At 43.4% G+C, this 23,421-nt stretch carries 25 protein-coding genes and 1 riboswitch; of the genes, 22 read left to right on the forward strand and 3 right to left on the reverse strand.

Features of this window, described 5'->3' with window-relative positions; genetic code table 11:
- Positions 1-31: 31 nt before the first annotated feature.
- The 14 genes from J1C91_RS03225 to J1C91_RS03290 all read left to right on the forward strand — a co-directional run bounded on the left by J1C91_RS03225 (position 32) and on the right by J1C91_RS03290 (position 14,349).
- On the forward strand, positions 32-1,189 hold the full coding sequence (locus tag J1C91_RS03225; protein WP_002909154.1) for a cystathionine gamma-synthase: 1,158 nt from the start codon (positions 32-34) through the stop codon (positions 1,187-1,189).
- Positions 1,182-2,357 carry a MalY/PatB family protein gene (locus J1C91_RS03230; protein ID WP_002909155.1) on the forward strand — a complete coding sequence of 392 codons (1,176 nt, stop codon included), beginning with the start codon at positions 1,182-1,184 and terminating at the stop codon, positions 2,355-2,357. The genes J1C91_RS03225 and J1C91_RS03230 overlap by 8 nt, the downstream gene beginning before the upstream one ends.
- A 75-nt stretch (positions 2,358-2,432) precedes the next feature.
- Positions 2,433-2,589: riboswitch (M-box (ykoK) riboswitch) on the forward strand.
- A 149-nt stretch (positions 2,590-2,738) separates the two neighbouring features.
- Positions 2,739-3,350 carry a glutathione S-transferase family protein gene (locus J1C91_RS03235; protein WP_125438231.1) on the forward strand — a complete coding sequence of 204 codons (612 nt, stop codon included), beginning with the start codon at positions 2,739-2,741 and terminating at the stop codon, positions 3,348-3,350.
- A 157-nt stretch (positions 3,351-3,507) separates the two neighbouring features.
- Positions 3,508-6,168: a magnesium-translocating P-type ATPase gene (gene mgtA / locus J1C91_RS03240; RefSeq protein ID WP_032912401.1), complete on the forward strand. Its 2,661-nt coding sequence runs from the start codon at positions 3,508-3,510 to the stop codon at positions 6,166-6,168.
- Between the two features lie 97 nt (positions 6,169-6,265).
- Entirely contained in the window at positions 6,266-6,895 is a 630-nt protein-coding gene (gene upp, locus J1C91_RS03245; protein WP_002894672.1) for a uracil phosphoribosyltransferase, read from the forward strand.
- A 20-nt stretch (positions 6,896-6,915) separates the two neighbouring features.
- A complete protein-coding gene (locus tag J1C91_RS03250) occupies positions 6,916-7,269 on the forward strand; it encodes a DNA topoisomerase I (RefSeq protein ID WP_125438228.1) in 354 nt (117 codons plus the stop codon).
- Positions 7,270-7,413: 144 nt separating this feature from the next.
- A complete protein-coding gene (locus J1C91_RS03255; protein WP_223310285.1) occupies positions 7,414-8,031 on the forward strand; it encodes an ATP-dependent Clp protease proteolytic subunit in 618 nt (205 codons plus the stop codon).
- Between the two features lie 157 nt (positions 8,032-8,188).
- Positions 8,189-8,458 (forward strand): YlbG family protein, encoded by a 270-nt coding sequence (locus tag J1C91_RS03260; protein ID WP_002894676.1) that lies wholly within the window; start codon positions 8,189-8,191, stop codon positions 8,456-8,458.
- An 88-nt stretch (positions 8,459-8,546) separates the two neighbouring features.
- Entirely contained in the window at positions 8,547-9,707 is a 1,161-nt protein-coding gene (locus tag J1C91_RS03265; protein ID WP_002894677.1) for an ABC transporter substrate-binding protein, read from the forward strand.
- Between the two features lie 245 nt (positions 9,708-9,952).
- Entirely contained in the window at positions 9,953-10,822 is an 870-nt protein-coding gene (locus tag J1C91_RS03270; RefSeq protein ID WP_002897070.1) for a branched-chain amino acid ABC transporter permease, read from the forward strand.
- A gap of 3 nt (positions 10,823-10,825) precedes the next feature.
- Complete coding sequence (locus J1C91_RS03275) at positions 10,826-11,779, forward strand: branched-chain amino acid ABC transporter permease (RefSeq protein ID WP_002909159.1); 954 nt, start codon at positions 10,826-10,828, stop codon at positions 11,777-11,779.
- Positions 11,779-12,543, forward strand: a complete 765-nt coding sequence (locus J1C91_RS03280; RefSeq protein ID WP_002909160.1) for an ABC transporter ATP-binding protein — start codon at positions 11,779-11,781, stop codon at positions 12,541-12,543. Before J1C91_RS03275 ends, J1C91_RS03280 begins: the two co-directional genes overlap by 1 nt.
- Positions 12,543-13,253 carry an ABC transporter ATP-binding protein gene (locus tag J1C91_RS03285; RefSeq protein ID WP_002894681.1) on the forward strand — a complete coding sequence of 237 codons (711 nt, stop codon included), beginning with the start codon at positions 12,543-12,545 and terminating at the stop codon, positions 13,251-13,253. Before J1C91_RS03280 ends, J1C91_RS03285 begins: the two co-directional genes overlap by 1 nt.
- Positions 13,254-13,692: 439 nt before the next feature.
- The gene (locus J1C91_RS03290) at positions 13,693-14,349 is read left to right on the forward strand and encodes a CBS and ACT domain-containing protein (protein ID WP_002914607.1); all 657 of its coding nucleotides are present in this window, start codon (positions 13,693-13,695) and stop codon (positions 14,347-14,349) included.
- 33 nt (positions 14,350-14,382) lie between these two features.
- Here the strand turns inward: J1C91_RS03290 and J1C91_RS03295 are convergent, their stop codons facing one another.
- Complete coding sequence (locus J1C91_RS03295) at positions 14,383-15,270, reverse strand: YitT family protein (RefSeq protein WP_002918527.1); 888 nt, start codon at positions 15,268-15,270, stop codon at positions 14,383-14,385.
- A 312-nt stretch (positions 15,271-15,582) separates the two neighbouring features.
- Here J1C91_RS03295 and tmk point away from each other — a divergent pair, with 312 nt between their 5' ends.
- The 8 genes from tmk (at position 15,583) to nth (ending at position 22,070) form a co-directional block, all read left to right on the forward strand.
- Complete coding sequence (tmk, locus tag J1C91_RS03300; protein ID WP_002918528.1) at positions 15,583-16,221, forward strand: dTMP kinase; 639 nt, start codon at positions 15,583-15,585, stop codon at positions 16,219-16,221.
- Positions 16,218-17,108, forward strand: coding sequence for a DNA polymerase III subunit delta' (locus tag J1C91_RS03305; protein WP_125438225.1), 891 nt, complete (start codon positions 16,218-16,220; stop codon positions 17,106-17,108). Before tmk ends, J1C91_RS03305 begins: the two co-directional genes overlap by 4 nt.
- A 24-nt stretch (positions 17,109-17,132) precedes the next feature.
- On the forward strand, positions 17,133-17,450 hold the full coding sequence (gene yabA / locus J1C91_RS03310) for a DNA replication initiation control protein YabA (RefSeq protein ID WP_002909165.1): 318 nt from the start codon (positions 17,133-17,135) through the stop codon (positions 17,448-17,450).
- A gap of 2 nt (positions 17,451-17,452) precedes the next feature.
- A complete protein-coding gene (gene rsmI, locus J1C91_RS03315) occupies positions 17,453-18,319 on the forward strand; it encodes a 16S rRNA (cytidine(1402)-2'-O)-methyltransferase (RefSeq protein ID WP_002909166.1) in 867 nt (288 codons plus the stop codon).
- A gap of 259 nt (positions 18,320-18,578) precedes the next feature.
- Positions 18,579-19,670, forward strand: a complete 1,092-nt coding sequence (gene serC / locus J1C91_RS03320) for a 3-phosphoserine/phosphohydroxythreonine transaminase (RefSeq protein ID WP_002894694.1) — start codon at positions 18,579-18,581, stop codon at positions 19,668-19,670.
- 12 nt (positions 19,671-19,682) lie between these two features.
- Positions 19,683-20,858, forward strand: coding sequence for a 3-phosphoglycerate dehydrogenase family protein (locus tag J1C91_RS03325; protein ID WP_125438222.1), 1,176 nt, complete (start codon positions 19,683-19,685; stop codon positions 20,856-20,858).
- A gap of 134 nt (positions 20,859-20,992) precedes the next feature.
- A complete protein-coding gene (locus J1C91_RS03330; protein ID WP_125438219.1) occupies positions 20,993-21,346 on the forward strand; it encodes an arsenate reductase family protein in 354 nt (117 codons plus the stop codon).
- Between the two features lie 94 nt (positions 21,347-21,440).
- Complete coding sequence (gene nth / locus J1C91_RS03335; protein WP_125438216.1) at positions 21,441-22,070, forward strand: endonuclease III; 630 nt, start codon at positions 21,441-21,443, stop codon at positions 22,068-22,070.
- Between the two features lie 27 nt (positions 22,071-22,097).
- Here nth and J1C91_RS03340 read toward each other — a convergent pair whose 3' ends face one another.
- Both J1C91_RS03340 and J1C91_RS03345 read right to left on the reverse strand, forming a co-directional pair.
- Complete coding sequence (locus tag J1C91_RS03340) at positions 22,098-22,484, reverse strand: bleomycin resistance protein (protein ID WP_125438213.1); 387 nt, start codon at positions 22,482-22,484, stop codon at positions 22,098-22,100.
- Positions 22,485-22,495: 11 nt separating this feature from the next.
- Positions 22,496-23,323, reverse strand: a complete 828-nt coding sequence (locus tag J1C91_RS03345) for an exodeoxyribonuclease III (protein ID WP_125438210.1) — start codon at positions 23,321-23,323, stop codon at positions 22,496-22,498.
- Between the last annotated feature and the right edge of the window lie 98 nt (positions 23,324-23,421).

Raw genomic sequence — 23,421 nt, forward strand, 5'->3', positions numbered from 1 at the left:
TATAGCTAGCTCTTGAAAAGAAAAAAGAAAAATGTTTTCAAAAGATGTTACAATAGAGGGTGAAATATTAGCGAAGGATTGGAAGGTTAATATGAGTAAGGACGTAAAATTAAATACACTACTGGCTCAGGCTGGGGTTAAAAAAGATGAAACAACCGGTGCTTTAACAACACCCCTGCATTTTTCAACGACCTACCAGCACCCTGAGTTTGGCCAGTCAACAGGTTATGACTATACTCGAACCAAGAATCCAACAAGGGTTAGCTTGGAAGAGACTCTGGCAGCTATCGAAAGTGCAAATTATGCCCTAGCGACTAGCTCTGGTATGTCGGCTATTGTGCTGGCCTTTAGTGCCTTTCCGGTCGGCAGCAAGGTTTTGGCTGTTCGGGATCTCTATGGCGGCTCTTTCCGCTGGTTTGCTCAGGCTGAAGCGGAAGGGCGCTTTGCTTTTACCTATGCCAATACAGAAGAAGAACTTCTGAATAGTCTAACAGAGGATATAGATATTGTCTATATCGAGACACCGACCAATCCTCTTATGGTAGAGTTTGACATTGCCCGCATTTCCCAAGCGGCTCACGAGCGAGGAGCAGCTGTCATTGTGGACAATACCTTCTACAGTCCTATTTATCAGAGACCGCTGGAGGATGGAGCTGATATTGTTCTGCACTCTGCGACCAAGTATCTGGGTGGACACAATGATGTCTTGGCTGGAGCCATCATGACTAATGATGCTGCTATTTATGACAAGCTATTCTATAACCTCAATACAACTGGGCCGGTCCTGTCTCCTTTTGACAGCTATCTGCTTTTGCGCGGTCTCAAGACATTGGCTCTCCGTATGGAGCGCTCTACTCAGAATGCGCAAGAAGTAGTCGTTTTTCTGAAGCAATCTCCTGCGGTAAAAGAGGTTCTCTATCCAGGCAAGGGTGGTATGATTTCCTTTAAAGTTGTGGACGAAGGGAAGATTCCTCATCTCTTAAATAGCCTGAAAGTCTTTACCTTTGCGGAAAGTTTGGGTGGAGTGGAGAGCCTGATTACCTATCCGACGACCCAGACTCACGCAGACATTCCAATTGAAGTGCGTCATTCTTATGGCTTGACAGATGATTTGCTGCGCCTGTCAATTGGAATTGAGGATAGTCGAGATTTGGTAGACGATTTACGAGCAGCCTTGGAGAATGAATAATATGGGAAGATATAATTTTGAAAAAGCCCCCTGTCGTGTAGGGCATCATACTTATAAATGGAAAGAAGCGGAGAAGGACAAAGAAGTCCTGCCAGCCTGGATTGCAGATATGGATTTTGAAGTCCTGCCTGAAATCCAGCAAACCGTTCATGACTACGCTAATCAGTTGGTCTATGGCTATACCTATGCCAGTGAAGACCTAATCAATGCCGTTCTAGATTGGGAGCGGGATGAGCACGACTATACCTTTGATAGGGAAGCCTTGGTATTTATAGAAGGAGTTGTTCCTGCTATTTCGACAGCTATCCAAGCCTTTACCAAGGAAGGTGATGCCGTTCTAATCAACACTCCTGTTTACCCACCTTTTGCCCGCAGTGTCAAGCTCAATAATCGTCAGCTTATTACCAATTCTCTGATAGAGCAGGACGACCTTTTTCAGATTGACTTTGAGCAGTTGGAGCGGGACATTGCAGACAATGAAGTCAAGATTTATGTTTTATGTAATCCTCATAATCCCGGAGGTCGAGTTTGGGAACGGGAAGTGTTAGAGAAAATTGGCCGCCTCTGCCAAAAGTACGGCGTCCTCCTGGTCTCAGACGAAATCCACCAAGACTTGACGCTGTTTGGCCATGAACATCAGTCTTTCAATACTGTTTCGCCTGACTTTAAGGACTTTAGCTTGATTTTAGCTAGTGCAACTAAGACCTTTAATATTGCTGGAACTAAAAATTCCTATGCAGTGATTGAGAATCCTAGCTTGCGGCATCAGTTTAAAAAACGCCAGCTGGCCAACAACCAGCATGAAATTCCTGGTCTTGGATTTTTAGCGACAGAAGCAGCCTATCGTTACGGTTGGTCTTGGTTGCTGGAGCTCAAGGAAGTTCTTGAGAAGAATGTGAATTTTGTGGTTGATTATTTTGCCAAGGAAGCGCCGCGTCTGCGGGTCATGAAGCCTCAAGGGACTTATCTGATTTGGCTGGACTTTTCAGATTATGGCCTGACAGATGACCAGCTTTTTCAGCTGCTACGAGAAGAGGCAAAGGTCGTCCTGAATAGAGGAAGTGATTTTGGTCAAGAAGGCAAAGGTCATGCCCGCTTAAATGTTGCTGCTCCAGAGACGATGGTTGAAGAAATCTGCTCCCGTATTGCAGAGGTATTGCCAAAATAAATCAAAATATTTTTGAAATTTATCTCAAGCGATAAAAAAAGATTGACAATCCTTCCAAAGAGGAGTATAGTAATAGTGGAAAATCGGTAGGTGAGGCTACCATAAGGATACGGATGACTACCGCAAAGCAGTGGAGACACTACTCGTTGGTCAACAGTCTTGATCGCCAAGGTCAAGACTAAGCTCATTTCATCGCCTTATGGAGTTAAAGCTTGAACGGTAAATGCTTGCTTTATCTGTGCATAAAACAATGAAGCGAATAACCTGACATGCAAACAACTCTGCCGAGAAATTGGCAGGGTATTCTTTTTTGCTGAAAATATTTCAAGAGTGCAAATAGTTGATTGCCTGCCTCTCAAGAAAAAAGAAGGAGGAATAGTGATGAAATTTTGGTATTCTAGTACCAGTCCTTTTGCGCGTAAAGTATATGTTACAATTTTACATCATCATTTAGAGGAGCAAGTGGATATTCAGAAAGTTCAGGTGGCTTTTGATAGAAATTCACCGCACAATCAAGATAATCCTTTAGGTAGAATTCCTGCTTTTCAAGCTTCCAGTGGAGAATGGTTATATGGTAGTGATTTAATTTCTCAATATTTAGACGAACTAGGTCAGGAAGTCTCACTTTTCCCCAATGGAATGGATAAATGGCATATTTTAAATATACTGTCCATTGCTGAAGGAATTTTGGAAAATACAATGCCGATTGTTGCGGAGAAATTTTTCCATGAAAAAGAACATTGGTGGAAAGACAGACATCAGCAAATTGAAGAGAGAAATATACGGAGTTTGTCTTTGTTAGAGAAACTGGCTACTGAGCAAGGGCTCTCTTTAAATATTGCAACAATCCAAGTAGTTGCTCTTGTAGATTGGTGGAATTTACGTGAAGAAGTTATTGGATTTTCTTTAAAAGAAAATTTTCCAGAATTACAAGATTGGACACAGAAGATGAATGCCACCTTTGATGTCTTGCAGGCATCTTGGGACTTTTAATTGTTTTTATAAATTAAGAAAGGAGACACGCGATGCAAATTGACGATTATCCGGAACCGCACATACACAGCCAATCGCTGATTTGTGTCGTTCTGTCCTTATAAAGTGATTGGTTCCTGTGTATGAAATTTATCAATCATACATCAAGGAGAAACCAATGAAAACAGTAAAAGAAAGATTAGTTGCTGCTCTGCAGCTTCCTGTAAAAGAAACTCTGGCTTTTTACAAGAGTTCTTTTCGTGGCCTGACAGAAGAGCAGGTCGAAGAAAATCGTAACCTCTATGGTGAAAATATCATCACAAAGGGTCAGGAAGACTCTATTCTAAAGAAAATTTACGAGTCTATCATTAACCCCTTTACAGTCATCTTATTGGTGATTGCCCTAGTGTCTTTAGTGACCAATGTTTGGCTGGCTAAGCCTGGTGAGGAAGATCCGACGACTTCCATCATCATTGTTGTTCTGGTGCTGATTTCTGGAGGTATTCGTTTTGTTCAGGAATTGCGGAGCGACCGCGCTGCTAGTAATTTGTCTCGGCTGATTGTCAACACGGCTACGGTTATCCGTGAAGGAGTAGAGCAGGAACTGCCGATTGATGAGCTTGTTGTGGGAGACATCATCAAACTTAGTGCTGGAGACATGATTCCTGCAGATGTGCTGCTACTGGACTCACGTGATTTCTTTGTTCAGCAGTCCGGCCTGACAGGCGAAAGCGATGCGGTAGAAAAGGTCTGTCTGGCCAAGTCAGATGAACAAAAACTTGATAGCCTTTTAGAAACAGAGTCGCTGGCCTTTATGGGAACAAACGTTATTTCCGGAAGAGCTACAGCTCTGGTGCTGGTGGTTGGAGATGAGACCATGATGGGAGCCATTGAGCAGACGCTGAACACCTACGATGAGCCGACCTCTTTTGAGCGCGAGATGAATAGCATTTCCTGGCTCTTGATTCGTCTGATGCTCGTCATGGTTCCAGTCGTGTTCTTCATCAACGGTCTGACAGACGGCGACTGGCTGGAAGCAGGTGTCTTTGCCCTCAGTGTTGGGGTCGGCCTGACTCCAGAAATGCTGCCTATGATTATCACAGCGAGCCTGGCTAAAGGTTCTATTATCATGGCTCAGGAAAAGGTCGTGATTAAGAAGCTGAATGCCATCCAAGACCTAGGAGCTATTGATATCCTTTGTACGGATAAGACGGGCACACTGACCCAAGACGAGATTGTGTTAGAATACCCGCTGGATATTCATGGAGATTTGGACTTAGCAGTGCTCCGTCGTGCTTTTCTCAATTCCTACTATCAAACTGGTCTCAAAAATCTTATGGACCGGGCCATTATCAATCGGACGGAGAAAGAAGCAGAAAAGCATGAGATTGTCCGTAATCTAGACCAAACCTTTAAGAAAATTGATGAACTGCCCTTTGATTTCGAGCGTCGTCGTATGAGTGTCATCGTCAAGGATGATGAGGATGTTATCAGCATGGTGACCAAGGGGGCCTTGGAGGAAATGCTGGCTATCTCTAGCCATGTAGAATACAAGAAACGCATTACGGAATTGACTGAGGAGATTCGTCAGGAAATCCTTGCGGAAGTGGCTCAACTCAATGAGCAAGGGCTGCGCGTGCTTGGTGTTAGCTACAAGTCAGACTTAGAAGAAGATTACGACTATGAAGTCAAGGATGAATCTAACATGATTTTGACGGGCTATCTGGCCTTTCTAGATCCACCTAAGTCATCTGCGGCTCCAGCTATTGAAACCTTGGCTGAGTACGGAGTTGCCACTAAGATTTTGACCGGTGATAATGATAAGGTGACCCAGGCAGTTTGTGAAAAGGTTGGGTTAGATGTAGATAATATCTTACTAGGCTTAGAGGTAGATGCTTTATCAGATGAGGAATTGAGCCAAGCAGTAGAGCATACAACGGTTTTTGCCAAGCTCTCACCTGACCAAAAAGCTCGGATCATTCTCCAACTCAAGGCCAATGGCCACAAGGTTGGCTACATGGGTGATGGTATCAATGATGCACCTTCTATGAAGGTAGCAGATGTGGGTATTTCTGTTGATACAGCTGTCGATATTGCCAAGGAAACAGCAGATGTCATTCTGCTGGACAAGGACCTCATGGTTCTGGAGAAGGGGTTGGTAGAGGGACGCAAGGTCTATGCCAACATGACCAAGTACATTAAGATGACGGTCAGTTCCAATTTTGGGAATATCTTTTCTCTCCTCTTTGCCAGTATCTTTCTGCCTTTTCTGCCTATGGCACCAGTTCATCTGATTGTCCTCAATCTGGTTTATGACTTGTCTTGTATCGCTCTGCCCTTTGATAACGTAGACAGTGAATTTCTCAAGAGACCACGGATTTGGTCTGCTAACTCTATTACCCGCTTTATGGCTTGGATTGGGCCTATCTCATCCGTTTTTGATGTTTTGACCTATCTGGTGCTCTACTTTATTATCGTGCCTATGATAACAGGAGGTAGCTATCAAGCTGGTAGTGGGCAAGCAGAAATCTTTATCACTCTTTTTCAAACAGGCTGGTTCATTGAGTCCATGTGGACCCAGACCATGGTCATCTACATGCTGCGCTCACCTAAGCTGCCATTTGTGCAAAGTCGTCCTGCTTTGTCTGTCATTGTGACGACCATGGCAGCAGCTCTCTTTGTTACTTCCTTGCCATACAGCCTCTTTGCGTCAGTTCTGAAAACTGCCCCGCTGAATGGCACTTATTTCCTTTTTCTTTTCTTGATTATTGTGCTTTATATGGTTAGTGTAACTCTTGTTAAACACCTTTATATCAAGCGCTATAGAGAATGGCTGTAAGGTGTAGAAAATCTTTGAAAAGGCTTGCTTATGGCAAGCCTTTTCACACTTTTTTTGATATAATAAGAAGAATAAATTGAAAGAAGGAAATCCAATCATGGGAAAACTTGAAGTTATCGCTCATCCGCTTATTCAGCATAAATTGTCTATCTTGCGTCGTACAGATACCTCTACCAAGGCTTTTCGTGAATTAGTTGATGAAATCGCAATGCTCATGGGATATGAAGTTTTGCGCGATTTACCACTTGAAGATGTAGAAATTGAAACACCAATTACAAAAACAGTCCAAAAGCAGATTGCAGGGAAAAAATTAGCTATTGTTCCAATCTTGCGGGCTGGTATTGGCATGGTGGATGGACTTCTGAGCTTGGTTCCAGCAGCCAAAGTTGGGCATATTGGAATGTACCGTGATGAAGAAACTCTGAAGCCGGTTGAGTATCTGGTCAAGTTGCCAGAAGATATCGACCAACGTCAAATTTTCGTTGTAGATCCAATGCTAGCTACGGGTGGTTCTGCTATCTTGGCTGTGGATTCTCTGAAGAAACGTGGTGCTAGCCACATTACATTTGTCTGCTTGGTTTCTGCGCCTGAAGGAGTAAAAGCCTTGCAGGAAGCTCATCCAGATGTTGATATTTTCACAGCGGCTCTGGATGACCATCTCAATGATCATGGTTATATCGTACCAGGACTGGGAGATGCAGGAGATCGTCTTTTTGGAACTAAATAAAATGAAAGTAGGAATTTGATATGGCAATTGATTGGGAAGAAATTTTGGGCGAAGAGGAAAACATTGCTGACGCTTACGATAGCCACGTAAGCGAATATATGGATATTTATTTCGATAGCTCGGATTCAAGAAATTATGCTGTTAAAGGAGAGTATATAATTGGTATATGGAACGGTGAAGAGGTGCGCTTTAAGCGTATATGGGGGGGATATGAATTCTCTGAACAAGAAATAACTGATTTATTAAATGGGAAAGAGATTCGTTTTCGATATACTATTAATAAAAACGAACAGGATACTATTGGGAAATTAGCTTATTTAGAATATAAGAACAACTCATATATCGGTTTTTCTCCCTCAAACTGGAAAAAATAAATTTTTAATTTGTGTATAGGACAAATTAAAATGTTGACAATTTGTGAAGAGATTCTGGGAAAAGGAGTTTCTATTTGACCTTTTTTGACCAAAAGGATATAATAGTCTCGTAATTTGAAATTCTATTTTCTAGTTTGATAGAAAATTTTAAAAAGAGAAAGAGAGAAAACTATGATTCCTGTAGTTATTGAACAAACCAGCCGAGGAGAACGCTCCTATGATATTTACTCCCGGCTATTAAAAGACCGCATTATCATGCTGACTGGTCCAGTGGAGGACAATATGGCTAATTCTGTCATTGCCCAGCTTCTTTTCTTGGATGCACAGGACAATACTAAAGATATTTACCTCTATGTAAATACGCCGGGTGGATCTGTCTCAGCAGGTTTGGCAATTGTGGATACTATGAACTTCATCAAGTCTGATGTTCAGACCATTGTTATGGGTGTAGCTGCCAGCATGGGAACAATCATTGCTTCCAGTGGTGCTAAGGGCAAACGCTTCATGCTGCCAAATGCGGAATATTTGATTCACCAGCCAATGGGAGGAGCTGGAAGTGGTACTCAGCAAACGGATATGGCTATTGTAGCTGAGCACTTGCTTAGAACTCGTAATACCTTGGAAAAAATCTTGGCCGAAAACTCTGGCAAGTCCGTTGAGCAAATCCATAAGGATGCGGAACGCGATTACTGGATGAGTGCTCAGGAAACCTTGGAATACGGCTTTATTGATGAAATCATGGAAAATAGCAATCTGAGCTAACAGAGGAGGAGCCAAAAGCGGCTCCTTTTTTGCTTTGAGTCTGACAAGTTACCAAGTTCAGGTGATTTAAGCAGGCCATAAAGCTTTTCAGGGCTAGTTTTTTTGCCCTATCTTTGCTATAATCATCTAAGAACTACATGGACCGGAAAGGAGTTTTATGATAGAAAGAGAAGAAAGAGTGGGCTTGATTGTCTATCTTTACTATAATCGAGATGCCAAAAAGCTGGCTAACTTCGGTGATATCATTTATCATTCTAAGAAGCATCGTTATCTGCATCTCTATGTCAATCAAGAGGACGCCCAGAACTTACAGGAGAATCTGCCCAAGGAACGCTATGTTAAGCAAGTTCGGATATCTCACATAAAAGAACTAGATCAAAACTTTGTTGGAAGCCTGTATAGAGAGCAAGAAAACGTTATCATTTGATAAAATTTCTATAAAGGGTTGACAATTGTCAGATAATTCGATATATTCTTACTATATCATCAAATAAATCACTTAAGGAGATTTCCGAATGAAGAAAAAATTTGCACTATCCCTAGTAGCTTTTGCTAGTGCAGCCCTTCTCGCAGCTTGTGGAGAAGTATCCAATAACAACTCAACAGCAACTGGTACAGAAATTGGCGATACGATTAAATTTGGTTTTAACTTTGAAGAATCAGGTGAAGTAGCAGCCTACGGTACAGCTGAACAACATGGTGCTCAGTTGGCCGTTGATGAAATCAACGCTGCTGGTGGCGTAGATGGCAAGAAGATTGAAGTTACTGATAAGGATAACAAATCAGAAACAGCTGAAGCATCTACCATCACTACTAGCTTGGTTACCCAAAGCAAGGTAAATGCAATCATTGGCCCTGCGACTTCTGGAGCTACAGCTTCAGCTACTGCAAATGCTGCTAAAGCAGGTGTACCAATCATTACACCAAGTGCGACACAGGATGATCTGACCAACAAGCAAGATTATCTTTACCGAGCAACTTTCATTGATAGCTACCAAGGTAAAATCATTTCTAAGTATGTTACTGATAACTTGAAAGCTAAGAAAGTCGTTCTTTACTACGACCAATCTAGTGACTACGCTAAAGGAATGGCGGATGCCTTCAAGAAGGAATTCAAGGGTGAGATTGTAGCAACAGAAACCTTCCAATCCAAGGATACAGACTTCCAAGCTGCTTTGACAAAGATTAAGGGTAAAGAATTTGACGCTCTGGTTGTTCCAGGTTACTATACTGAAGCTGGTAAAATTGTCAATCAAGCGCGTGGTTTAGGTATTGACCAAACAATCGTTGGTCCTGATGGCTTTGGTGATGCTAAGTTCGTTGAGCAAGCAACTCCTGCTGCAGCTACAAATGTTTACTATGTATCTGGCTTTACAACTTCTGGTGAAATGTCAGAAAAAGCTAAGAAGTTTATTGAAGCATACAAAGCTAAGTACAAAGAAGAGCCTTCTATGTTTGCAGCTCTGGCATATGACTCTGTTTATATGGCAGCAGAAGCAGCCAAAGGTGCTAAAACTTCTGTAGATATCAAAGACAACTTGGCTAAGCTTAAAGATTTCGATGGAGTAACTGGTTCAATCACTATTGATAAAGATCACAATCCAGTGAAAACAGCTCTGATGATTGGCTTGAAAGACGGTCAAGTAGATACTGTAGAAACAGTTAAAGCGGAATAATAGTTACGAGGCTGGGGCTATCCCAGTCTTTGACTTGTTTTCTATTTCTAGTTGCTTGAGCAAGTTAGTAGATGATTTCTTTCTTTATAAATCTACGGATTTGAAAGAGTATTGTTTTATAATCTATTCTTCTTCGTTTCTCAATCAACTATTATTCGTATTTTGGGAGTGGGATGATAAAATCACGACCTAGTCTGCTGATTTTTGTCCCATTCCTTATTTTATTATAGAAAGAGTGGTGTCTAATGCTCCAACAATTAGTCAACGGTCTAATCCTGGGTAGTGTTTATGCGCTTCTGGCTTTGGGTTATACCATGGTTTATGGGATTATTAAGCTGATTAACTTTGCCCACGGTGATATCTATATGATTGGTGCCTTTATGGGTTATTACTTGATTAATATCCTGAAGTTTAATTTCTTCCTTTCTCTCATTTTAGCGATGATTGGGACAGCGATTCTCGGTGTGGTTATTGAGTTTTTAGCCTATCGTCCTCTGCGAAATTCGACTCGGATTGCGGCTTTGATTACAGCCATTGGGGTTTCTTTTCTCCTTGAGTATGGCATGATTTTCTTTGTCGGTGCCAATACTCGTTCCTTCCCGCAGGTTATAAAGACGGTACGCTTTAACTTAGGGCCGATTTCTATCTCAAATATTCAGCTGCTGATTTTGGGAATTTCGATTTTCCTCATGGTGGCTCTGCAGTTTATCGTGCAGAAGACAAAGATGGGTAAGGCTATGCGTGCTGTGTCTGTAGATAGTGATGCTGCTCAGCTGATGGGAATCAATGTCAATCGGACAATCAGCTTCACCTTTGCTTTGGGGTCAGCTCTTGCAGGAGCTGCTGGTGTTCTAATTGCCCTTTACTATAATTCATTAGAGCCTTTAATGGGGATGACTCCAGGTATTAAGTCCTTTGTAGCGGCCGTTCTCGGTGGTATTGGAATCATTCCTGGTGCAGCGCTTGGCGGTTTTGTTATCGGTCTTTTGGAAACTTTTGCGACAGCGCTTGGACTATCTGATTTCCGAGATGCCATTGTCTATGCGATTTTGATTGTCATTCTTCTGATCCGTCCAGCTGGTATCCTCGGCAAAAATGTGAAAGAGAAGGTGTAAGGTATGAAAAAGAATTTAAAGATAAATATTTTCTGGCTTGGCCTTGTCTTAATTGGCTACTTGTTGATGACAGTATTGGTTAGTGCCGGTGTTCTCAATGCTTTTTATATTCAAATCTTAGAGCAGATCGGGATTAATATTATTCTGGCTGTGGGGCTTAATCTCATCGTCGGATTCTCAGGTCAATTTTCTCTTGGCCATGCTGGTTTTATGGCAATCGGTGCCTACGCAGTAGCCATTATTGGCTCTAAATCGCCAACTTATGGAGCTTTCTTCATTGCTATGCTGCTAGGAGCTGTCATTGCTGGTATTGTGGCTTTGGCAGTTGGTTTGCCTACGCTTCGTCTTAAAGGGGACTATCTCGCGATTGCGACTCTTGGTGTCTCAGAGATTATCCGTATTCTGATTATTAATGGGGGTACTTTGACTAATGGGGCAGCTGGTATCCTATCCATTCCGCCCTTTACCTCTTGGCAGATGGTCTATATCTTTGTTGTTATCACAACTATTTTGACCTTGAATTTCCTGCGCAGTCCTATCGGTCGCAGCACTCTGTCTGTTCGTGAGGATGAGATTGCTGCCGAGTCTGTTGGGGTTAATACTACTAGAATCAAAGTGACAGCCTTTGTCTTGGGAGCTATCACGGCTTCGATTGCTGGCTCTCTTCAAGCTGGCTTCGTTGGTTCAGTTGTTCCTAAGGACTATTCCTTTACCAACACTATCAATATCTTGATTATTGTCGTTTTTGGTGGTCTAGGCTCTATGACTGGAACCATTGTGGCTGCAGTAGTATTGGGAATTCTCAATATGTTGCTGCAGGATGTATCCAGCATTCGGATGATTGTCTATTCTTTGGCCCTGATCTTGGTCATGATTTTCCGTCCAGGCGGACTTTTAGGAACTTGGGAGCTCAGCCTGTCTAAGCTCTTCAAAAAGAATAAGGAGGTCAAAGAATAATGGCACTTCTTGATGTGAAAAATCTAACTAAAAACTTTGGTGGTTTGACTGCTGTCAGCGATGTGACCTTGGAACTCAACGAGGGCGAGCTGGTTGGTCTGATTGGCCCTAATGGTGCAGGAAAAACGACCCTTTTTAACCTCTTGACTGGTGTTTATGAGCCTAGTGAAGGAACAGTGACACTAGATGGTCATTTGCTCAATGGTAAGGTACCTTACAAGATTGCTTCTTTAGGTCTAGGGCGGACTTTCCAGAACATCCGGCTCTTTAAGGACCTTAGTGTTTTGGATAATGTTTTGATTGCCTTTGGTAATCATCATAAGGCTCATGTGTTGGCTTCTTTCCTCCGCTTGCCAGCCTACTACAAAAACGAAGAAGAACTCAAAGACAAGGCTTTGGAGTTGCTGAAAATTTTTGACTTGGATAAGGAAGCAGAAACCTTGGCTAAGAACTTAGCTTATGGTCAGCAGCGCCGCTTGGAGATTGTTCGGGCCTTGGCAACGGAGCCAAAGATCCTTTTCTTGGATGAGCCTGCTGCAGGGATGAACCCTCAGGAGACAGCAGAGCTGACTGCATTGATTCGACGGATTAAAAACGAATTTAATATTACTATCATGCTGATTGAGCATGACATGAGTTTGGTAATGGAAGTTACTGAGCGAATCTATGTGTTGGAGTACGGCCGCTTGATTGCGCACGGAACACCTGATGAAATCAAGAATGACAAACGCGTTATTGAAGCATATCTAGGAGGTGAAGCCTAATGTCCATGCTTAAAGTTGAGAATCTCTCTGTCCATTATGGCATGATTCAGGCTGTCCGTGATGTCAGCTTTGAAGTAAACGAAGGAGAAGTCGTTTCCCTGATTGGCGCCAATGGTGCTGGAAAAACGACTATTCTCCGGACTATTTCAGGCTTGGTTCGTCCAAGTGCTGGTAAAATTGAATTTGTCGGCAATGAAATTCAAAAAGTTCCTGCTCAAAAAATTGTAGCAGCTGGGCTTTCGCAAGTACCAGAAGGACGTCATGTCTTTCCGGGTTTGACAGTTTTGGAAAATTTGGAAATGGGCGCCTTTCTCAAAACAAACCGCGAAGAAAATCAAGCCAATCTCAAAAAGGTCTTCTCTCGTTTCCCACGCTTGGAAGAGCGTAAAAACCAAGATGCTGCAACCCTTTCAGGTGGTGAGCAGCAGATGCTGGCGATGGGACGGGCTCTGATGTCTACTCCTAAGCTTTTGCTTCTGGATGAGCCCTCTATGGGCTTGGCGCCAATCTTTATCCAGGAAATCTTCGATATTATCCAAGATATCCAGCGGCAAGGGACAACAGTTCTTTTGATTGAGCAAAATGCAAATAAGGCTCTCTCTATCGCTGACCGAGGTTATGTCCTTGAAACAGGTAAAATTGTTCTGTCCGGAACAGGCCAAGAGCTCCTCGCTTCTGACGAAGTCCGCAAAGCATATCTAGGTGGCTAAAAATGTCTGGGAGACACTTTTAGGTTGTTGATAGAAAGTTACGATATTAACTTAACAGTTAGAAAAGGTCCAATGGACCTTTTTAAGTTGCAGATAAAGAAAACAAGGTTTTCGTCAAGATGCCCGGGGGATTGTTTCAGGTTGCAGATGGGAACTCGCGAGAGCGAGTTTTCTTTAAAATGTCTGGGAGACATTTTTAGGTTGTTGATAGAAAGTTACGATATTAACTTAACAGTTAGAAAAGGTCCATTGGACCTTTTTTCTTCTCTTAGATGCTTAAAATAGTATATCTAGCCATTGTCCATCTTCAATTTTTCCAATCGCGGGATTTTTCTAAATTTTGAAAACTTAGGCAAAGGCCTTGGAAGCGTTTGAAATCAGCTTCAAAATAAAGTATAATAAGTATAAGAATTATGGATAGGAAGTAGAGGGAACTTTTATGGCAGTTAAAGATTTTATGACGCGTAAGGTGGTTTATATCAGCCCAAATACAACGATTGCTCATGCGGCAGATATGATGCGTGAGCAGAAACTCCACCGTCTGCCGGTGATTGAGAATGACCAACTAGTGGGACTGGTGACAGAAGGAACGATTGCAGAAGCTAGTCCATCTAAGGCAACGAGTCTGTCCATTTACGAGATGAATTATCTTCTCAACAAAACAAAAGTTGGTGATGTTATGATTCGTGATGTTGTCACGATTTCTCAGTTTGCCAGTCTGGAAGATGCGACCTATCTGATGCTGAAAAATAAGATTGGTATCCTGCCTGTCGTGGACAATGAGCAACTTTACGGGGTTATTACTGACCGTGATATTTTCAAGGCTTTCTTAGAAGTATCTGGCTATGGTGAAGAGGGAGTCCGTCTGCGCTTTGTCACTGAGAATAAGGTGGGGGTTCTTGAGCAGATTATCCGTCTTCTGGTGGAAGAAAATCTCAACATCTCCAATACCGTCAATATCTCACGCAAGGATGGCAAAGTCGTCATTGAAGTACAGTTAGACGGTAATATAGATACGGCGCTTCTCAAGAAAAAATTTGAGGAGCATGCTATTGAGTTGGCTGAGATTACACATACTGCTGCAAAAGCTTTATAAGCGATAAAAAAGCCTCATCGTTAGATGAGGTTTTTAACGTACAATAGGCTGTTTGTTGGCATCTAAAGTAAAGCCTTCGCCCAAAATCTCATGGGCTTCGGTAATAGTTGTAAAGGCAAATGGATCGACTTGGTTAATGAGTTTCTTCATCTGTTGCATTTCGTTACGGGAAACAACACAGTAGACAATCTGGAGATCCTGCTTGCTATAGAAGCCTTGCCCCTTGAGGAAGGTCACTCCACGATCCAGCTTGTTATTGATAGTTTCAGCCAGTTCTGCCGGTTTGCTGGTAACGATAAGGAATCCCTTGCCGGCAAAACCTCCTTCTGCGATCAGGTCAATGACGCGCGAGGTGATAAAGACAAACATTAGGGTATAAGACACCATGCGTAGGTCTTTGAAAACAAGGAGAACCAAGGTAATGACTACAAAATCAACAGTCAGCATGAGTTTGCCCATGGAAATGCTCGTATATTTATTAAAGATGCGGGCTACAATGTCAGTACCGCCCGTCGTTCCACCAGCATTGAAGATGATGCCCAGTCCAATCCCCAAAACAATCCCTGTTCCAAGACAGGCCAGTAAAACATCCCCGTCCAGAGCTGAGAGAAAATAGTTTTGCAGGTGTTTGGAGGCAGGTAGGATTTCAAAAATTTTGAGCCAAGCAGACACGGAGAAGGTCCCTAGAATGCTGAGATAGAGGGTTCGCGAGCCTAACAGCTTCCAAGCAATAATAAAGAGAGGAATGTTAATAATCAGGTTGGTCGTCGAGACAGGGATTTTAAACAGATAGTAGGCAATCAAGGTCAAACCCGTCGCGCCACCTTCATATAAATGAAAAGGAATGACCAAATAATGAATCCCAAAAGAAAAAATTCCAGCCCCAAAAATGATGGCCAGTACGTTTTTTAATTTAAACATAACATCCTCCTAAATCTATTTCCAGAAAGTTATTCTGAATATATTTTACCAAAAATTTAGCCTTTGTGAAACACTTTGAAAAAATTTTTAAAGTCTTTTCTTATGATGGGCTTTTAGCTTTTTTTTTGGTAAAATAAACAATAGATAAAAAAGAGTGGGATGAAAATAATGAGTTGACGGAATCGGCTCTTATCAGCCTGCACAGTAATGTGGACGGACTCTGCAAAGTAGATTATATCAAGCTTTAGGGCAAGTCTTATCTGCATTTTCTTATAAAGAACAAAAAATAGAAGTTAGAGATTAAAAGTAAAGATGAAAAATGGTATTTTGATTTCGCTGGAAGGTCCAGAAGGGGCTGGAAAGTCGAGTGTGTTGGAAGCCTTGCTTCCTTTTTTGAAAAATTATGGCACTGGTCTTATTACGACGCGGGAGCCGGGTGGCGTCCAGATTGCGGAGGCTATCCGCGAAGTGATTTTGGAGCCTAGTCATACGGCTATGGATGCAAAGACTGAGCTCTTGCTGTACATTGCCAGCCGCCGTCAGCACTTGGCTGAGCGGGTTTTGCCAGCTTTGTCGCAAGGAAAGCTTGTCTTGATGGACCGTTTTATCGATAGTTCAGTGGCCTATCAGGGCTACGGACGGGGTCTGGATGTGGCAGATATTGAATGGCTCAATCAGTTTGCAACCGATGGACTCAAGCCTGATTTGACCCTCTATTTTGATATTGATGTGGAAGAAGGGCTGGCGCGGATTGCTAGGAGCGAGAGTCGAGAGGTGAATCGGCTTGATCTGGAAGGTTTGGACTTGCACCAGCGGGTTCGGCAGGGCTATTTGGCGATTCTTGATAAGGAGCCCGAGCGCTTTGTCAAGGTGGATGCTAGCCAACCTTTGGATAAGGTGGTGGCTGATAGTTTGGCCATCATTCAGGAACGATTTGGGAATCCGTCATGAAGATAAAAGAGTTACAGCAAAGCCAGCCCAGCTTGTTTGAGCAGTTTCAGCATATTCTGGAACAGGGGCGGCTTAGTCACGCCTATTTGTTTACCGGAGCTTTTGGCAGTTTTGAAATGGCCCAAATCCTGTCTCAGAGTCTTTTTTGCGAGAATAAGCAAGGCGTCTGGCCTTGTCAGTCCTGTCGTTCTTGTCGTTTGATTGCAGCAGAAGATTTTTCTGATGTAACGGTGGTGCGACCAGCTAATAACATTATCAAAACAGACCGAGTTCGGGAGCTGGTCCGAAATTTCTCTCAAAGTGGCTTGGAAGGCAGTCGGCAGGTTTTCATTATCTGCGGTGCGGATCGGATGCACGTAAATGCAGCCAATTCCTTGCTCAAAGTCATTGAGGAACCGCAGAGCGAGATTTATATCTTTCTCCTGACTGCTGATGAACAGTTGATTCTGCCGACAATTCGAAGTCGGACTCAGGTTTATCATTTTTTGAAAAATACAGCTACTCTGCAGCAAAGTTTGGAACAGGATGGCTTGATTAAAAGTCGAGCGGAGCTACTAGCTGCTTATAGTCATACTCAGTCAGAAGCGGAAAGCTTGGCTCATAATAACGCCTTTTTTGAATTAGTCAGCGAATGCGAGCGCTTTGTCAAGGATTTTCAAAATCGCCCCAGTCAGGCATTTCTGCAGGTTTCGCGTCTGGCAAAGCTGGCTGATGATAAGGAGAAGCAGGAACAGGTCTTCAAGCTCTTGGAAGTGTTATTTTATAAGGACATAGCAACAGAAAGCGGTCGACAGGCCTTGGAGCAGCTTTTGCTGGCTCGGAAGATGTGGCGGGCCAATGTATCTTTTCAAAACGCTTTAGAATATATGACTTTGAAGGTAAAGTAAAAAGAGGCAGCACAGGAGTATAAAATGGATAAAAAAGACTTATTTGACGCCTTGGATGATTTTTCACAGACGCTTTTAGTGACCCTTGCTGAGGTGGAGGCTGTCAAGAAAAATCTCAAGAGTGTGGTAGAGGAAAATATTGCCCTGCATCTGGAAAATGACAAGCTGAGGGAGCGCTTGGGAGAAGTGGAGAAGGAAACTCCGACCAAGACCAAGAAAAACCGAGATAATCTACGTAAGCTTTACTATGACGGCTTTCATGTCTGTACGGATTTCTACGGTCAGCGCCGGGAGAATGACGCAGAGTGCATGTTCTGCGATGAATTGTTATTTAGGGAGTAGTGATGCAGGTTCAAAAAAGTTTTAAGGGCGAAACTGCCTACGGCAAACTCTATCTGGTCGCGACTCCTATCGGCAATCTGGATGATATGAGCATCCGTATGGTCAATACCCTGAAAGAGGTCGACAGGATTGCGGCTGAAGATACGAGAAATACGGGCCTTCTGCTTAAGCATTTTGGGATTGAGACCAAGCAAATCAGTTTTCACGAGCACAATGCCAAGGAGAAAATCCCAGTTCTCTTGGACATGCTTCAAAGTGGAAATGATATAGCCCAGGTTTCGGATGCTGGTCTGCCCAGTATTTCTGATCCTGGACATGATTTGGTTCAGGCAGCGCTAGAAGCTGGAATTACTGTAGTACCGATTCCTGGTCCTAGTGCTGGAATAACAGCCTTGATTGCTAGCGGATTGGCTCCCCAACCGCATATTTTCTATGGTTTTCTGCCTAGAAAGGCTGGCCAGCAGAAGGAATTTTTCACTAGCAAAAAATCCTATCCTGAGACCCAGATTTTCTACGAATCTCCTCATCGGGTTCGGGCTACGCTGGAAAATATGCTGGCAGTTTATGGTGACCGCAAAGTCGTCCTGGTGCGCGAGCTGACTAAGATTCACGAAGAGTATCAACGAGGGCTGATTTCAGAGTTGCTGGCCTATACGGCTGAACATCCGCCTAAAGGAGAGTGTCTCTTGATTGTAGCTGGGGCGGCAGAAGATGCTCCACAAGAAATATCTCAAGAGCAGATCCTAGCTGAAATTGATCTTTTAGTTGAAGCCGGCAGCAAAAAAAATCATGCCATCAAGAATGTAGCTAAGAAATACGGTAGGAACAAGAGCGAGCTCTATGCGGTTTATCATGAAAATAAGGATTGATAGAAGCTCAGAAATTTCTCAATACAACCAGTTGTCTGTTTAAAAATTGGAAAAAGCGTAACTCAGCTTTTTAGTAAGACTATTTAATCCTGACTTAAACTCAGGATTTTTTTGTTATCTAGATTAGACAGTTGGTTTTGCTTATCTATATTTCAACAATGTTCGGGAATTGGCTAAAAAAGTGCTAGATTTCTGAAATAAAATAGATATTTTCTAAACTTTGTGATATGATATACAAAATAAATTTTGGAGGTAGGATATGACGATTTACAATTTTTCTGCTGGACCGGCAGTATTGCCCAAGGAAGTCTTGAAAAAAGCTCAGGCTGAGTTTTTAGACTATGCCCAAAGTGGCATGAGTGTGATGGAGCTGTCCCACCGATCCAAGGAATTTGACGATATTATCAAAGAAGCTGAGAGCTTGCTGCGTGAGCTCATGGATATTCCGGACAATTACCGCGTGCTCTTCCTACAGGGTGGGGCTTCTACCCAGTTTAGCATGATTCCCCTTAATCTAGCCCAAGGTGGCAAGGCCTACTACCTAGTGGCCGGATCTTGGGGAAAGAAAGCTTACACTGAAGCAGTCAAGCTGTCTAAGTTCATTCCATTTGAGCCGATTCTTTTGGCTTCGTCAGAGGATTTAAATTACACGGAAATTCCTTCTTTTGATGAGAAGGAGATTGATCCGCAGGCGGCTTATGTGCATCTGACAACCAATAATACAATCGAAGGAACGGCTATTTATGACCTTCCTGCGACTAATGGCGTGCCGATTGTGGCGGACATGTCTTCTAATATCCTGGCTGCTCAATACCGAGTAGAGGATTTCGGTTTGATTTATGCTGGGGCTCAGAAGAATATCGGACCTGCTGGCGTGACAGTTGTCATCATCCGAGAAGACTTGCTGGATGACGAACCAGTTCTATCTAGCATGTTGGATTACCGCATTCAGGCGGACAATGGCTCTCTTTACAATACACCACCGACTTTTGCCATCTATATGGCCAAACTGGTCTTTGAGTGGGTTAAGGAGCTAGGTGGCGTAGCAGAAATGGAAAAGCGTAATCGTGAAAAATCTGGCCTTTTGTACGACTTCATTGAGCAGTCAGACTTTTACCGCAGTCCAGTCCGTTATAAGGAGCAGCGCTCAGTCGCCAATATTCCCTTTGTGTCTCCTAGCCAAGAGCTGGACGCCAAATTTAACAAAGAGGCTGCAGCAGCGGGATTCAAGAATATCAAGGGGCACCGCAGCGTAGGCGGCATGAGAGCTAGTCTCTACAATGCTTTTCCGCTCCAAGGTGTCAAGGACTTGATTGCCTTTATGCAGAAATTTGAAGAAGAAAATTCTTAAGAGAGGGAAACTATGGTCTTTAGTGTCAAAACCTTTAATAATATCAATCAAATCGGACTTAAGGAGCTGGGCAATACTTTTCAGATTGACGGAGATAAGTCTGACAATCCGGATGCTTATATCCTGCGCAGTCAAAACCTGCATGGACAGGAATTTCCAAGCAAGCTCAAAGCTATTGCGCGGGCAGGCGCAGGAACCAATAATATTCCTGTCGACCAGACAACGGCTCAGGGAATTGTGGTCTTCAACACGCCAGGAGCTAATGCCAATGCGGTGAAAGAAGCAGTCTTGGCTTCCATTCTCCTGTCTGCGCGTGACTATATCGCAGCTAACAGTTGGGCTAACGGCCTTTCTGGAGATGATGTTCCCAAGCAAGTGGAAGCTGGTAAGAAGCAGTTTGCTGGGACAGAGATTGCAGAGAAGACTTTGGGAGTCATTGGGTTAGGAGCTATCGGCGGCCGTATTGCTAACGATGCCTATCGCCTGGGGATGAATGTCCTGGGTTATGACCCTTATGTATCCATTGAAACAGCTTGGAATATCTCTAGCCATGTCAAACGGGTAGCAGACATTAAGGAAATCTTTGAGAAGAGTGATTATATCACTATCCACGTCCCTCTGACTGAGGATACACGCGCTACTTTCGATCAGGCTGCTTTTGGTCTTATGCAAAAGGGAACAACCCTCATCAACTTTGCTCGTGGCGAGCTGGTGGATAATGCTGCCCTCTTTGAAGCCATAGAAGCTGGTGTAGTCAAGCGCTATATCACAGACTTTGGTGTAGAAGAGCTGCTCCGTCATCCACAGATTACTGTCTTTCCGCATTTGGGTGGCTCGACAGAGGAAGCTGAGCTCAACTGTGCCATTATGGCTGGGAAAACCATCCGCCGCTTCATGGAAACGGGCGAGATAATTAACTCAGTGAATTTCCCTAATGTCCGTCAGGCTCTCTCAGCGCCTTATCGGATTACCTTGATTAACAAAAATGTACCGAATATTGTGGCTCGGATTTCAACAGCGGTCAGTGATTTGAATATCAATATCGACAATATCATCAATCGTTCCAAGGGTGATTATGCCTATACTTTGCTGGATCTGGATGAGTCAGACGAAAGCAAGATTCAGGAGCTGGTTGATAAATTTGAGAATAGCGACAATATTGTGCGCGTGCGTTTGATTAAAAAATAACCGAAAATAGATGTGTTTCTTCATGGAATGCGCCTATACCAGCCGATGAGCCTTTCTCTTGTCGGCTTTTTCTAATGAGTCTCGGCTTGACAAGAAGGAGCTAGCTGGGCTATTATAGGGACGGAGGAAAAACAATGTTACAATTTATCGAATACCCCAAATGCTCTACCTGCCGCAAGGCCAAGGCTGAGCTCAATCAATTAGGAGTGGATTTTGAAGCGGTGGATATTGTCCAAAATACACCTAGCCGGGATCAGCTCCTAGACTGGATTTCGAATTCTGATTTTGAGATCAAGGCCTTTTTCAATACCAGCGGGCTCAAATACCGTGAACTGGGACTAAAAGAACAGGTGCCACATATGACAGCTCAGGAAGCTGCAGATTTATTATCGACAGACGGCATGCTGATTAAACGACCGCTCCTGGTTCGAGATAACCAGATCTTGCAGATTGGCTACCGAAAGGCGTATGAAGAGTTAGGTTTGTGAAATATTAAGACCAGCTGCTTTCTCAATCATGTTTTTTGGATGCTTCATCCTTTCATGATATAATAAATCTATCTCAATCTTAGAAAGAAGAATCATGGTTTTATCAAAAAAACGGGCTCGTCATGTGATTGAAGAGATTATTGCTCTTTTCCCTGACGCCAAGCCCAGTCTGGATTTTCGCAATCACTTTGAGCTTTTGGTAGCGGTCATGCTGTCGGCTCAGACGACGGATGCTGCTGTCAATAAGGCAACGCCGGCTCTGTTTGAAGCCTATCCAAGTCCTCAAGACATGGCTATGGCTGGTGAAGCAGACATTGCTAAATACATCTCCCGCCTAGGGCTCTACCGCAACAAGGCCAAGTTTTTGAAGAAATGCGCCCAGCAGCTTTTGGACGACTTTGACGGTCAAGTACCACAAACGCGGGCAGAATTGGAAAGTCTAGCGGGAGTTGGTCGCAAGACGGCCAATGTAGTCATGAGTGTGGGATTTGGCGTTCCAGCCTTTGCTGTCGATACCCATGTGGAGCGCATCTGCAAGCACCATGATATCGTTAAAAAGTCGGCAACGCCACTGGAAGTAGAAAAGCGAGTTATGGATGTCCTTCCACCGGAACGTTGGCTGCCAGCCCATCAGGCCATGATTTACTTTGGACGTGCCATCTGCCATCCTAAAAATCCCGAGTGCGATCACTATCCGCAACTCTATAACTTTAAAGACATTTAAAAAGCGAGGTCTGATGACTTCGCTTTCTTATTCACTAAATCTTAAAAAATAACCATCTGGATCCAAAATCGCAAATTCATGGGGATAAATAAAGCTATCTCCCACTCGAAATTCTCTTTTCGTCAGAGGACGATGGATGGGATAGTCAGCTTCCAGTAGTTTTTGGTGGAGCTGAGGGACATCTTCAATGCCAAAGGAAATATTGACACCGCGCCCGAAAGGATAGGTTAGTTGGGCTAATTCTTCTACGCTGCCTTCTTCTAGCATAAGTTGGCAGTCTTCAAGTGAGAGGAAGAGAAATTTCTCCTCTGGACGCTCATATTCGACAGAGAATCCTAGCAGGTCGCAGTAGAACTGGCGTGATTTTTCGATGTCAGATACTACAAATTCAGGAATGACAGCTTGATAGTCCATTCGTTTTCTCCTTAGAGTTCAATCTCCATGACAATGGGTGTGTGGTCTTGGCGCGCACCGGAGTCAATCATATCAGACTTGGTCACCTTGTCAGCCACTCGGTTGCTGGTCAGCCAGTAGTCGATTCTCCAGCCTGTATTGTTGATTTTAGAAGTCTTGCTGCGTTGCGCCCACCAAGTGTATTGGTTAGGAATATTGCCGTGCAAGTGGCGAAAGGTATCGGTGAAGCCTTTCGCCAGCAGGTTGGTAAAGCCAGCACGCTCTTCATCGGTAAATCCTGGTGAACGGCGGTTGCTGGCTGGATTGGCCAAGTCGATTTCCTTGTGGGCCACATTGTAGTCGCCAGTAGCGAGGACTGGTTTTTGTCCATCTAGTGTTGCCAAGTATTCAGCATATTTGGCATCCCAGACTTGACGGTCATCCAAGCGTTTGAGGCCATCACCAGCATTGGGTGTATAGACCTGAGTGACGAAGAAGTCGTCAAATTCCAGCGTAATGATGCGGCCTTCAACATCCATAGTTGACGGAGCGCCGATTTCAGGGAAGGTTACGGTTGGGGTCAGTTCTTTTTTGTAGAGGAACATGGTTCCTGCATAGCCCTTGCGGGCCGGCTCTTGAGAGGAACGCCAAGTGTTTTCGTAGTCTGGGAAAAGATTTGTCAAAATCTCCAAGTGTTTTTTTGTCGGACCTGTCGCAGACAGTTTTGTTTCCTGAATGGCGATAATATCAGCATTTTCCGCTTGCAAGGTTTGAAGGACAGCCTGAGAGAGCTGAGCTCGGGCAGAATCACTGGTCAATGCAGCGTTGAGAGAGTCAATGTTCCAAGAGATGAGTTTCATAAAATTTCCTTTTCTAGTAGAAGTTTGCTGAGTTTATTATAACAAAATTTAGAACTGATTTATAGCAAAGAGATTGTAAGAGACTTGAAAAAGTAGGA

It is taken from the genome of Streptococcus sanguinis, assembly GCF_050222175.1.
Classification (GTDB): Bacteria; Bacillota; Bacilli; order Lactobacillales; family Streptococcaceae; genus Streptococcus; species Streptococcus sanguinis_M.